This is a genomic window from Parvimonas sp. oral taxon 393 str. F0440 (genome assembly GCA_000223315.2).
Lineage (GTDB): Bacteria > Bacillota > Clostridia > Tissierellales > Peptoniphilaceae > Parvimonas.
On sequence record AFUS01000004.1, the window covers coordinates 394805 to 407640 of the forward strand.

Genomic DNA, 12836 nt, shown 5'->3' on the forward strand with positions numbered 1-12836 from the left:
TATGAGAAATGAAGATGCTTTGTTATTTTTAAGTTATTTGAATTTTGATTATAAAATTAAAGATGAATTGTTAAATCATTTTACTTTGGAACATATTCAGGAGATTTTTGATTTATCGGGAGAATATTTTAAAGAAAATAAACTTTTAACTAAGAATAATATTGAAAAATTAGTTGAAGAGAGAAAAAAATTTAATTCAGATGCTTATAGAGATTTTTTAGAGAAAAAGAAGGTTAAATATGTAAGTATTTTGAGTGAAAATTATCCTATTAATCTAAAAGATATTGAATATATTCCACAAGTTATTTACTATAAGGGAGATATTTTACCTGAAGATGAATTTGCTCTCTCAATTGTAGGCTCTAGGAAATGTACCAATTATGGAGCTTGGGCAACAGAATATTTTGCAAGGTCAATCTCAGAACTTGGAATAAGGATTGTTTCAGGAATGGCATTAGGTATTGATTCCATTTCACATAGAGCTGCTTTAAAATCAGGTGGAAGAACGATAGCCGTTTTAGGTTGTGGAGTTGATATAGCCTATCCTAAAACTAATTACAGATTGTATGATGAAATTATAGAAAATGGCGCAGTTATGAGTGAGTTTCCTATTGGAATGCCACCTTTAGCTCATAATTTTCCTGTTAGAAACAGAATTATTTCAGGACTTTCAAAAGCATTATTGGTTATCGAAGCACAAGATCGTTCAGGTACACTTATAACTTCAAGATTTGCAAATGAACAATCAAAAGAGATTTTTGCTCTTCCTGGAAATATAAATAGTTTATATAGTAGAGGAACGAATAAATTGATAAAAGATGGAGCATTGATTGCTACGGATTATCAGGATATTATAGATGGAGTTATTGATTTTTCCGAATTTATTTTGAATAAAAATAAAGAGGAAAAAGATTTGGATATTTTAGATGCAAAAGAACTTTTAATTTATAATTTAATAAATGAAGAACCGAAATCTCAAAATAAAATTTCTACTATAACAGGTTTTTCAATCATAGAAACAAATACAATTTTAACTGCATTGGAGCTAAAGGGATTTATAAAGGAGCTTAATGGAGGAATTTTTGTAGTTGATTAGTTTTAAGAGATGATGTTCATCTTTTTTTGATGAGGTAATTATGAATATAGATAGAGAATATGCTATGATTTTATTGAATGAAGCCAATAAATTAAATTGTGGTAGGTGGTTTGAACATTCTTTAAATGTTGCAAAATGTGCGGAGATTATCGCAAAAAATACTGAATATTTAGATTCTGAAAAAGCATTTGTACTGGGATTGTTACATGATATTGGTAGAAGATTCGGATTTTCACATATAAAACATGTATATGATGGAATGATTTTTTTGGATGAAAAAAATTTTTATGAAGGTGCAAGAATTTGTTTAACACATTCATTTCCTATTCAAACTATATATTGCTATAATGGAAAATTAGATTTACCCAAAGAAAAGTTGGATTTTCTTGAAAACAAATTGAAAGAAATTATTTATGATGATTATGATAGATTGATTCAACTCTGTGATGCTTTAGGAGCTGCTGAAGGATTTGTAAGATTGGAAATTAGGCTGTTTGATGTTGCAATCAGAAATGGAATAAACGAGTATACTATTGAAAAATGGAAAAAGTTTTTAGAACTAAAAAGATATTTTGATGAAAAATGTAATATTGATATATACAAACTTTTAAATATAGAATAGGTGAATTATGAATTATATAGTTTTTAACAGTCCAATTGGAGAAATAAAAGTTGTTGAAGATCAGGAGAAAATAATTGAGATAAAATTTGTAAAAGATGAAAAAGTTATTAATCCTGAAACTGAAATTTTAAAATTGGCAAAAAAAGAATTGGAAGAATATTTTTGTGGGAAAAGAAAAAACTTTACATTCCCATTTAAAGTGGATGGAAGCGAGTTTGCATTAAAGGTATATAAGGCTTTAACGGAAATTCCTTATGGAGAAACTTGTAGTTATAAAGATATTGCAAGAAAAATTGGAAATGAAAATTCGCAAAGAGCAGTAGGAGGAGCGAATAATAAAAATAAATTACCGATTGTAATTCCATGTCATAGAGTTATAGGAAGTAATGGAAAACTTGTTGGTTATGCTGAAGGATTAGAAATAAAACAAAAACTTTTGGAGTTGGAAAGAAAAAATTTAAAATAAAATATTTTAAAATCATAAATTTAGTATAAAAAAACAATAAAAATTTAAAAAAATGTAAAAAAATTCAAAAAAATCGCAAAAAAAGTGAAAAAAATTGAAAAAAGTTTAAAAAAAGTGTTGACAAATGTATTTTTATGGGGTATAATATACTCAACAAACAAGATAACGCGTTAAATAGTTTGAAGACTGGAGGTAAGACCAATGAAAGTATTAAAAACAATTTCATCAGAGTTGCTGAATCATTGGTTTTTAGAAAAAACTTACGATTCCAGCAACTTGAACAGCAGATAATATATTTTGTGAATGTAAAGATTGGAAAATAGTATAATTAACTTTATTTACTTTTATTAAAAACTAATTGAAAAAAATCACTGTATTAAGTTGTATGATAAGATAATATAAAATTAAATATAATTAAATATAAGGATATCAGATAATTTAAATATTTATAAAATTAAGTTTGAAGATATTGGAGTATTCAAATATTTATAAAATTAAATATAAGAGAATTGAAATATTTAAGTATTTATAAAGTTAAATCTAAAAGTATTAAGTTGTTTGAATATTTATAAGATTAAATATAAGAGAATTGAGATATTTGAGTAGTTACAATATAAAATCTAAAATCGTTAAAGTATTGTTATATTTATTGAATTAGATATGATAATATAAGATATAGATATTTGTATGGAATGCTTAGATGTTAAGAAATTTGCATATTTATAAAATTAGATATAATAATATAAAACTTTTAAGAATTTATAAAATTAAATATAAGAGTATTAAGAAATTTGCATATTTATAAAATTAAATATAAGAGTATTGAAATCTTTGATTATTAATAAGATTAAATATAATAATGTAAGGATATTTAAGTATTTGAAAAATATATTAATTTTAAAATTGTATAGACTGATACTAAAGATTAAAGATTAGTGAAATTAGATTATACTAAAGATACAATGTGAAGTAATATAGAACACAAAAGATATTACACGCAATGTGGTTGTAAATTTATCATAAGATTGTATCTATATAGTATGGAAAGACAGAGAAGGTTATTGATATAAAAGTTTATCGGTGATTAGCTAGTTTATGCTAAAGTATTATTAAATTGATAGATTTACAAAAACTAAAATTGAGGTTCAAGTGTAAAGAAATTTGGATTTCGCTAAAACTAAAATTTAATATTTAGATATAAAAAGTGCATCATTTTATAATTGATGCACTTTTATTGCGTATCAACAAGGTTCACGGGAACCCACCCGATGCGAAGCATCGTGGAAGGGTGGAGTTCTTATTATGAAATAACAAGGTTTCCGGGTACCCACCCGATGCGAAGCATCGTGGAAGGGTGGAGTTCTTATTTTTATATTTTACCTATCATCTTTAGAGCGTTATATTTACAAATTTTTTCAGCTTCTTCTTGTGAAAAATCCATTTGTTCCAATATTTCAAAATATTTATCATAAATTTCGTTTGGTTTTAAGCATCTGCTGTCAGGATAATCTGAAGCAAAAATTAATTTATCCACACCGAACGAGCGTAATATATTATTAGTTTTTTTATTCCTAATTTATTAACCATATCAGGCAAAATTGCTGACATATTAAAATACGCATTTAGCCCAATTAATTCTTCATATTGAAAACCGCCTAAATGTGCTATTGATAGTCTTAAATTCGGATATTTACTAAGAATATTTTTTATTCTGCTTGGAGAACATACATCATCAAACAAATGGTCTCTGGGATAAGAATGAATTTCTATTAAAATATTATTTTTACTTGCGTATTCAAATATTTTTTCATAATAAAAACCATCAACAGGGTAATAAGTATTCGTTGAGTGAATTTTTATCCCTATAAATTCTTCAAGTTTTAAGACTTTTTCTATTTCTTTAATTGTGTCTTTTAAATTTTTTCTAATGTCAATATCAGCAAAACAATAAAATTTTGAATTCTTATCTTTTATCATTTTTGAAAGATTTTTATGAGATGTTTCTACTGTAAAATCCATAGATAACACATATGGGTCATTGAATGGCATGATAAAAGCGCATTCTATATTATATTTTTTCATTATTTCAATATAATCATCAATAGAACCGTTTGTAATAAATACACCGTCATATTCGATATTTGCATCTATTACATCTTGTGGAGTTAGATGAATATGAGCATCAATTTTGGGAAGCTGTTTCCAATTAATCATATTTTCTCCTTTGTAAAAAATTTATAGACAAGTATGGAATTATAAAAGTTAAAATTAATTTTCAAATGCTAACATATTTCCAATTAAAATTTTAAATCCTAATGATTTATACATATCAACATCACAATCTGCAGAACCAACTATCAAAGAACTTATTTTACTTTCTTTGTATGCAAATTTTATTAATTGTTTAGCTATTCCTTTGTGCCTATATTCTTTGATAATGAAAAAATCTTCAAGGATTCCTCCTTTTTCGTAGTTGAAAGTAGAAAATATCATACTTATTGAGCAACAAGCAACTAAATTACCATTACACATACAACCAAAAAAGTGAATATTTTCGTCTGATATTGCTCTTTTTAAATTTAGAAAATTTTCATAAGTAGGTTCTTCTTCACCTATTTCAGATTTATATTTTGTTTGTAAAATTTTTAATTCGTCAAACTTATCATTTGTTATTTTTATAAATTTCATATTATCCATACTTTATTTTCCTGAAAAAATAATTATCAGATTTATCTATTATTTGCTTTTTGTTTTAATTCTCTCAAGTGTGTTACTGTATCTCTATCCAATTCTTTGGCATAGTCAAATCTTAAATTAATTGCTATTTGAAGAGAAATTTTTCTGAAAAGTCCACAGATATTAAATAGGGCAACCCATAGAGAATCTAATTCCAATTTTGAATAACAATTTAGATACATTTCAAAAATTTCAGTATCAACATAATTAAATACTAATTTATTTTCTTTTCCTAATTCTATAAGGTATTTGTTTTCAGATAGAACATAGTGTTTTAAATGATCGTCTAGTAAAGACAAAACTTTTCTATATTCTTCCGATATATTCAAAAATTCTTTTGTGTATAGTTTGTTTCCGAATTTTAAAATATTCCAGAAAAATTCACAAGTATTTACTAAAAATTCATCTTCAGTAAGTTTATTTATTTTTCTGTCAATATATACTCCACTTTTTTTGTTTTCATCTTTATTAAGTACACAAATATATTTTTCTTCAAGTTCTTCTAAAACATCTATTGATTTTTTAGATACAATTCTAAAAATACCTTGAGTAAAGTTTTCATAAATTATTCTATATTCTATTACATTTTCATTTTCTGTGTTTTCAAACATAGTTAAAACATCACCAAAATGTTCGATGAATTCAAATGAAGCATCATCAAAAGATAAATCTTTTACTAAATATAAAACATTAAAAAAGTTTACATCACTTGACATGCTTTGTGTTTCAAGTTGTTCTATGTAAAGTTTTTCAACTCTATCATCATCCATTGCGATTTTTTTTGCTATTTCTTTAAGTTCATTAAATGTTAAAATATTTTTCAAAATAAACCCCTCCTAAATCTCTTGTACTCTAAATCCTCTACCTTTAACTTCATAAGCGTCGGAAATTATTAAAAATGCAGCCGGATCGACTTCGTTCAATATTCTCTTAATAGTTACTACTTGTCTAGTACTAACAATACAATATATAACATTTTGTTGTTTATGTGTAAAAGCCCCCTCTCCATGAAGAAGTGTAACACCTCTATGAAGATCGGATAAAATTTTGTCTGTAACTTCTCTTTGCTTTGCTGTCATTATCATGATTTGTTTTGTATCTCCAAAACCCATTTGTATTTTATCAAGCATTTTGTATGCTACATACATTGCTACAATGGTTAAAAGACCTCTCTCAAGACTGAAGATATAAGATGCAACTCCTATTATAAGTGCATTTATAGCCATTAAAGATGATCCAATATTTACATTAAGTTTTGTTTTAAAGATAGTAGCTAAAATATCAAGTCCACCTTGACAAGCACCATGCTTGAATAGAACTCCCATTCCAAGACCATTAATAAATCCACCAAAAACTGCATATAACATATTATTTTCAAGCTTGAAATTAATAGGGATTTGACGCATAGCAATTAATATAAATGAATAAATGAAAGTTGATAAAAAAGCATAAGTCATAAATTTTTTATTTAAGAAAAATGCCCCAACAATCATCATAGGTAAATTCAAGACAAATACTGAAACCCCTGTAGGAAGTCCTGTTAAGTATTCTATCATAAGTCCTATACCACCAAGTCCACCGGAAAGTAGTCCAGCAGGAACTAAAAATTTAACTACTGCAAATGAGCAAATTAAATCACCTAAAAGGATATAAAAAATAGTTCTAAAGAAGTACTTTTTATCTCCAAAAAAAGATTCTAACATAAACACCAACCTCTTCTAATGTATTTAGTTAATAATAACAATATAATTATATCATAATTTTACTTTATATGATATAATTATATTGATTATATCAGATTTTTCTTTATAAATGATCAGATTAATTTAGTATTTAATTTTAGGAGAGGGGTTTATGTATTTATTTTTACTTATTTTAATAGTAGCAATTTATATTTTATTACAATTTTCATGTTTTAAAAAGGAAAAAAAGGCAAGAAAAATTTTTAGAAATGGAGATTTTCCACTTGTTTTTGCACATAGAGGATCCAGTGATTTGTTTCCTGAGAATACTGAATTGGCTTTTATAAAATCTTTTGAAATGGGCGTTGATGCTTTTGAAACGGATATAAGACTTACAAAAGACGGAAAAATAATAACTCAACATAATGAAGATATTGATGAAACTACTGACGGAACAGGTAAGGTAATAGATTATACTTTTGATGAAATTAAAGAGTTTAATTTCGGCTATAGATTTAAAGATATTTATGGGAATTATCCTTATGCTGAAAATAGAGTAAAGGGATTATATCCGATGGAAGTTTCTTCACTTTTTGAAAAATTTGGTGATTCTGTTATTTACAGTATAGATGTTAAGGACGATGGAGAAGTAGGCTTAAAGTCTGCAGAACTTTTATACAAATGTGTAAAAAAATATAAGCTAGAAAAAAATGTAATTTTTTCAAGTTTTAATGAAGAAAATCTTAAATATTTAAGAAAAATAAGTCATGGAGAAATAATTGTATCCGGTTCTATGGAAAAGACTAAAGAAGTTGTATTTGCATCATATTTTGGATATGATAGTTTTAAAAAATTTAATACTCATGCAATGATGATTCCAAGATTTGAAAAACTTCCTTTAGATACAAAATACTTGATTTATAAATTCCATAAGCATAATATTGCAGTTTGTTATTGGACAATAAATACTGAAAAAGAGATGAGACAACTTATAAATAAAAAAGTTGATGGGATTATAACTGACAGGGTTGATTTGCTTTTAAAAATAAAAGAGGAAATGTCAAATTAGAATATTGACTTTTTCTTAATAATTTAGTATCCTATTATAAATGAATATATATGTTGAAGAGGAAGAGAAACAACGAATTTTAGAGAGATGTTATGTGGTGAAATACATCAATGTTGAAGGTGCGTCCTTGGAGTATTGTTTGCTACTTTATAGCAATTTAAGTGGATTTTTTCAATTAGAGTGGAACCGCGGAATTTTTTCGTCTCTTGTTTTTCAAGAGGCGTTTTGTTTTATATTAAATAATCTAAGTAGTAAAATACTATGAAATTTAAAAAATAGAGAGGTGTAATATGAAGATTTACAACACATTAACTAGAAAAAAAGAAGATTTTAAGCCTATTCAAGCTGGAAAGGCATTGATTTATGTTTGTGGTCCAACAGTTTATAATTATATTCACATCGGAAATTCAAGACCTATGATTGTATATGATACTTTAAGAAGATATCTTTTATACATTGGATATGATGTAAAATTTGTAAGTAATTTTACAGATATTGACGATAAAATTATAAATAGAGCAAAAGAAGAAAATGTACCTTTTACAGATATTACAAAAAATATATTGATGCATATCTTGAAGATAGTTATGGTTTAAATCTTTTTGAAAGTCATACAATTCATCCAAAGGCTACTGAATGTATCAATGAGATGATAGAATTTGTAAAAGTTTTAGAAGAAAAAGGCATTGCATATAATGTCGACGGTAATGTATATTTTGATATTACAAAAGCCAAAGATTATGGAAAATTATCTAAAAAAAATATTGATGATTTAAGAGCAGGAGCAAGGATTGATATTTCTGATGAAAAGAAAAATCCTCTTGATTTTGCACTTTGGAAAAAAAGAAAAGATGAAAGTGAACCAGCTTGGGAAAGTCCTTGGGGAATGGGTAGACCGGGTTGGCATCTTGAATGTTCCGTTATGGCAAAGAAATATTTAGGAGATACAATAGACATTCATGCAGGTGGAGAAGATTTACAATTTCCACATCATGAAAATGAAATTGCTCAATCTGAATGTTGCAATGATAAAGTTTTTGCAAACTACTGGATGCATAATGGAATGATTAATGTTGACAATGAAAAGATGAGTAAATCAAAAGGAAATTTCTTTACAGTTAAAGATATTCAAAAAGAATATAACTTGGAAGTGATTAGACTTTGGATTTTATCAACTCATTATAGAAATCCATTAAATTTCAGTCGAGAAGTTATGGAACAAACTAAAAACGGGCTTGAAAGAATGTATAATGGAAAAGAACATTTGGAAAGACTTCTAGAAATTTGTGAAGAAAGAGAAGATGGAGATATTTCTAGATTAGTTGAGCTAAAAAAAGAATTTTTAGAGTCTATGGATGATGATTTGAATACTGCAGATGCAATTTCTAAAGTTTATGAGCTTATTCGTTATACAAATACATTTGATGAAAATACTGATTTGAAAGTTGTAAAAGGAGCTGTTAAGTTGCTATCTGATTTTGCTTCAGTTTTAGGACTTCTTTATAAAGAGGAAGATGATAATTTAGATGAAAAAGTTGAAAAACTTATTGAAGAAAGAGAAGAAGCAAGAAAGAATAAAGATTTTAAAAGAGCGGATGAAATTCGTGATATTTTAAAAGAAATGAATATTGAATTAAAAGACACTAGAAATGGTGTTGTTTGGAAAAGGGTGTAATATGAGCGACTATATATTCGGAAGAAATGCTGTTTTAGAGGCATTGGAAAGCGATAGAAAAGTAGAGAAAATATATATTTTAAAAGGTGATTTAAAGGGCTCAATAAATAAAATAATCGGAAAAGCAAAGGCAAATGGTATTTTAATTTCAGAAATTGATAAAAACAAATTAGAAAATATGGCTGACGGAGTTGTTCATCAAGGAGTTTGTGCCTTAATTTCAAGTTTTGAGTATTCAACTGTTGAAGAAATATTACAAAGTGCAAAAGATAAAAATGAAGATTTGTTTTTAGTAATTCTGGATGAGATTGAAGATCCACATAATTTTGGAGCAATAATTCGTACTTGTGAAGCTGTTGGTGTTCATGGAATTATAGTTTCAAAGAGAAATCAAGCACCTGTTACATCAATTGTTCAAAAATCATCTGCCGGAGCTGTAAATCATATTAAAATAGCAAAAGTTGCAAATATTGCAGATACAATTTTAAAATTACAAAAAGAAAATGTATGGGTTTATGGCGCTTGTGGAGAGGCTGAAAAAATTTATACAGATATGGATTTTAAAGGAAATATTGCAATAGTAATTGGAAATGAAGGAAATGGAATAGGTCAACTTATAAGAAAGAGATGTGACTTTTTAACCAAACTTCCAATGAAAGGTAAAGTTTCAAGCCTTAACGCATCAAATGCTTGTGCAATTTTAGTTTATGAGGCATTAAGACAGAGAGATGAAAACTAAAAAATTAATTATAATTGACGGTTACAATATTTTAAATGCTTGGGAAAAATACAAACCATTTTTAAATTTGAGTTTTGAAAATGCAAGACATGAGCTAATATATGATATGGGAGAATATTCAAAATTAATAGGAATTGATTTGTTACTTGTCTTTGACGCATATAAGATTAACTTCAAAGGTACTTCAGAAGTTATAAAGGGAATTGAAGTTGTCTATACAAAACAGAATGAAACCGCAGACCAATATATTGAAAAAAATTGGATGAAATAGGAAGAAAAATTTTGGTTTCTGTCGGAACAGACGACACTCTTATTCAAAAACTCGTAACACAAAGAGGTGGAATTGTACTAACCGCAAAAGAATTATTGTATCGTTACGAAAATTTGAAAAACAAAAGTAATCGTTATGAAACTAAAAACAGAATTACAAACAAAAGCTATTTCAATACCCTAGATGACAAAACTTTAAATCAACTGGATGAAATAGAGAAAAAATTATTTGGAAAGTAGAAGAACTATGAATTTAAAATTTGATATTGAAAAAATTAAAAATTACAAATCAAATTCTCAAAAAGCTAGAGTGTTAACCGAAAATTGGGTTTATGAAAATATGTATTGTCCTAGATGTGGAAATTTTAATTTAAATCATTTTGAAAATAACAGACCGGTTGCTGACTTTTTTTGTCCTTCTTGTAAAAATGAATATGAATTAAAAAGTAATACTAAAAATGTAAGTCTAAAAATTAATGATGGTTCTTATGAAACTATGATAAGGAGAATAACAAGTAATAAAAATCCGGATTTTTTGTTTATGAAGTATTCTAATGTAGAATGGAAAGTTAATGATTTAATATTTGTTCCAAAGCATTTTTTTGTACCTGACATAATAGAAAAGAGAAAGCCCTTATCTCAAAGTGCAAAAAGAGCAGGGTGGATAGGTTGTAATATTTTAGTTAATAAAATTCCTACTCAAGGGAAAATATTTATTATTTCGAATGGAGAAATTTGCAATAAGACTGATATTGTTAATCATGTAAATATTAGTAATCGACTTATAACTAAAGATATAAATAGTAGAGGTTGGTTAATGGAAATATTAAATTGTATAAATCTTATTCCAACAGTTGAGTTTTGTTTGACGGATATGTATAATTTTGAAGATTATTTACACGGAAAATTTTTAAACAATAATAATATAAGAGCTAAAATTAGACAACAATTACAAATTTTAAGAGATAGAAAAGTTATAGAATTTTTGAAAAGAGGGAAATACAGAAAATTATTTTAAAAATAGGAGGGAATATGAGAAAACCTTGGAACGAATATTTTATGGATTTGGCGAAAATGGTCGCAACTAGAGGAACTTGTGATAGGGCTTATGTTGGTTGTGTTTTAGTTAATAAGGATAATAGAATTATCTCAACGGGATATAACGGTTCAATTTCAGGAAATCCTCAATGTGATGAAATAGGGCATACAATGAGAGATGGACATTGCATTGCTACAATCCATGCAGAACAAAATGCACTTTTATATTGTGCAAGAGAAGGTATAAAAGTAAAGGGCTGTACTTGTTATGTAACTCATTTTCCTTGTTTAAATTGTACTAAGGCATTAATTCAAGCTGGAATTTCAAAGATTTACTATGAAAATAGTTATAGAATGGATGAATATGCGATAGAATTGTTGGAAAGAAATAAAATAGAATATGTAAAAATTGGAGAATAAATTATAAAAATTTATCAATTGAACAAAAAATAGAGTTGGTTTCAACTCTATTTTTTAATTCTTATAATAATTGCTCAATATATTCAAATTGAATATCTTCGTCTTTTTTAGCATAAGCCATATCTCTTTCTTTTGTAACTGCAATATCATCTACAAAAAATGGTTTAACAGTTTCAGTATTAGTTTCTTCATTTACTATTTTTACCTTTACAATCTCAGATAGAGTATAACTGTCTACAATAATACCTTTACCTTCGTTTGTTATTACATAAGTTCCACAAGGTGGTATTTTTTTAACTTTTCTTCATAGACATTTTGTTCATATTTCAAACAACACATAAGTCTTCCACAAGTTCCTGAAATTTTATTTTGATTTAAAGATAAGGACTGATCTCTTGCCATTTTGATTGTTACAGGAGCAAATTCTCCTAAAAATCTTTTACAACAGCATACTTGACCACAAGAGCCAATAGCACCAATAATTTTTGCATGGTCTCTAACTCCTATTTGTCTAAGCTCTATTCTGTTTTTAAATATATATGCAAGATCTTTAACTAATTCTCTAAAATCAATTCTATTATCAGAAACAAAATAAAAAATTACTTTTTGATTGTCAAATGTATATTCGCAATCAACCAATTTCATATCTAAGCCGTGTTCATTTGCCTTTATTTTGCAAATTTCGATAGCATCTTTAGCTTTTTTCTTGTTTTCTTGGTGGATATAATTATCCATACTGTCTGCAATTCTCAAAACAGGTTTTAATGAGGAAACGAGTTTTGATTCTTCAACTTCTCTAGGCTCAATTGCTACATTTCCGTATTCTATACCACGAGAAGTTTCTACGATTACATTGTCATTTTTATTTATACTAAAGTTGCAGGGATCGAAGTAATAAATCTTTCCGGCTTCTTTAAATCTTATCCCAACTACTTTTTTCATAGTTCCTCCTAAAAATTATACATTCATATTATATCATAATTTTCTGTTGAATACTAGATATATAGACTTAATAAAGGGAAA

15 protein-coding genes and 1 pseudogene are annotated in these 12836 nt (G+C 26.8%); 10 read left to right on the top strand and 6 right to left on the bottom strand.

Features of this window, described 5'->3' with window-relative positions; translation table 11 throughout:
• The first annotated feature begins 1 nt into the window (after position 1).
• From dprA to HMPREF9127_RS02880, 3 genes are read left to right on the top strand one after another with little or no spacing between them, the layout of a single operon-like run.
• Entirely contained in the window at positions 2-1096 is a 1095-nt protein-coding gene (dprA, locus tag HMPREF9127_RS02870) for a DNA-processing protein DprA (RefSeq protein ID WP_009448198.1), read from the top strand.
• Between the two features lie 40 nt (positions 1097-1136).
• Positions 1137-1718 (top strand): HD domain-containing protein, encoded by a 582-nt coding sequence (locus tag HMPREF9127_RS02875; RefSeq protein ID WP_009448422.1) that lies wholly within the window; start codon positions 1137-1139, stop codon positions 1716-1718.
• 7 nt (positions 1719-1725) lie between these two features.
• Positions 1726-2184, top strand: a complete 459-nt coding sequence (locus HMPREF9127_RS02880) for a methylated-DNA--[protein]-cysteine S-methyltransferase (RefSeq protein ID WP_009448040.1) — start codon at positions 1726-1728, stop codon at positions 2182-2184.
• A 1369-nt stretch (positions 2185-3553) separates the two neighbouring features.
• Here the strand turns inward: HMPREF9127_RS02880 and HMPREF9127_RS08345 are convergent.
• Genes HMPREF9127_RS08345 through HMPREF9127_RS02905 form a run of 5 tightly spaced genes read right to left on the bottom strand, consistent with a single transcriptional unit; the run spans position 3554 to position 6623 of the window.
• The gene (locus tag HMPREF9127_RS08345) at positions 3554-3718 is read right to left on the bottom strand and encodes an amidohydrolase family protein (RefSeq protein ID WP_009447737.1); all 165 of its coding nucleotides are present in this window, start codon (positions 3716-3718) and stop codon (positions 3554-3556) included.
• A complete protein-coding gene (locus tag HMPREF9127_RS07425; protein WP_009448185.1) occupies positions 3706-4398 on the bottom strand; it encodes an amidohydrolase family protein in 693 nt (230 codons plus the stop codon). Before HMPREF9127_RS07425 ends, HMPREF9127_RS08345 begins: the two co-directional genes overlap by 13 nt.
• A gap of 54 nt (positions 4399-4452) precedes the next feature.
• Complete coding sequence (locus HMPREF9127_RS02895) at positions 4453-4881, bottom strand: GNAT family N-acetyltransferase (RefSeq protein ID WP_009448267.1); 429 nt, start codon at positions 4879-4881, stop codon at positions 4453-4455.
• A 32-nt stretch (positions 4882-4913) separates the two neighbouring features.
• Positions 4914-5744 (bottom strand): aminoglycoside 6-adenylyltransferase, encoded by an 831-nt coding sequence (locus tag HMPREF9127_RS02900; protein WP_009448352.1) that lies wholly within the window; start codon positions 5742-5744, stop codon positions 4914-4916.
• 12 nt (positions 5745-5756) lie between these two features.
• Positions 5757-6623 (bottom strand): YitT family protein, encoded by an 867-nt coding sequence (locus tag HMPREF9127_RS02905; protein ID WP_009448423.1) that lies wholly within the window; start codon positions 6621-6623, stop codon positions 5757-5759.
• Positions 6624-6774: 151 nt separating this feature from the next.
• Here HMPREF9127_RS02905 and HMPREF9127_RS02910 point away from each other — a divergent pair, with 151 nt between their 5' ends.
• From HMPREF9127_RS02910 to HMPREF9127_RS02945, 7 genes and pseudogenes are all read left to right on the top strand, one after another.
• Positions 6775-7671, top strand: coding sequence for a glycerophosphodiester phosphodiesterase family protein (locus tag HMPREF9127_RS02910; RefSeq protein ID WP_009447798.1), 897 nt, complete (start codon positions 6775-6777; stop codon positions 7669-7671).
• Between the two features lie 290 nt (positions 7672-7961).
• Positions 7962-9346: pseudogene (gene cysS, locus HMPREF9127_RS02920) on the top strand (cysteine--tRNA ligase).
• 1 nt (position 9347) lies between these two features.
• Positions 9348-10085 carry a 23S rRNA (guanosine(2251)-2'-O)-methyltransferase RlmB gene (gene rlmB / locus HMPREF9127_RS02925; RefSeq protein WP_009447766.1) on the top strand — a complete coding sequence of 246 codons (738 nt, stop codon included), beginning with the start codon at positions 9348-9350 and terminating at the stop codon, positions 10083-10085.
• Positions 10075-10356, top strand: a complete 282-nt coding sequence (locus HMPREF9127_RS02930; protein ID WP_009447906.1) for an NYN domain-containing protein — start codon at positions 10075-10077, stop codon at positions 10354-10356. Before rlmB ends, HMPREF9127_RS02930 begins: the two co-directional genes overlap by 11 nt.
• Positions 10344-10595: an NYN domain-containing protein gene (locus HMPREF9127_RS02935; protein WP_083814272.1), complete on the top strand. Its 252-nt coding sequence runs from the start codon at positions 10344-10346 to the stop codon at positions 10593-10595. The genes HMPREF9127_RS02930 and HMPREF9127_RS02935 overlap by 13 nt, the downstream gene beginning before the upstream one ends.
• Entirely contained in the window at positions 10585-11373 is a 789-nt protein-coding gene (locus HMPREF9127_RS02940; protein ID WP_218015491.1) for a DpnI domain-containing protein, read from the top strand. The genes HMPREF9127_RS02935 and HMPREF9127_RS02940 overlap by 11 nt, the downstream gene beginning before the upstream one ends.
• Positions 11374-11387: 14 nt before the next feature.
• Positions 11388-11813, top strand: a complete 426-nt coding sequence (locus HMPREF9127_RS02945; RefSeq protein ID WP_009447952.1) for a deoxycytidylate deaminase — start codon at positions 11388-11390, stop codon at positions 11811-11813.
• 264 nt (positions 11814-12077) lie between these two features.
• On the opposite strand, the gene HMPREF9127_RS02950 is transcribed toward HMPREF9127_RS02945, so the two are convergent.
• The gene (locus tag HMPREF9127_RS02950; protein WP_009448234.1) at positions 12078-12755 is read right to left on the bottom strand and encodes a PSP1 domain-containing protein; all 678 of its coding nucleotides are present in this window, start codon (positions 12753-12755) and stop codon (positions 12078-12080) included.
• Between the last annotated feature and the right edge of the window lie 81 nt (positions 12756-12836).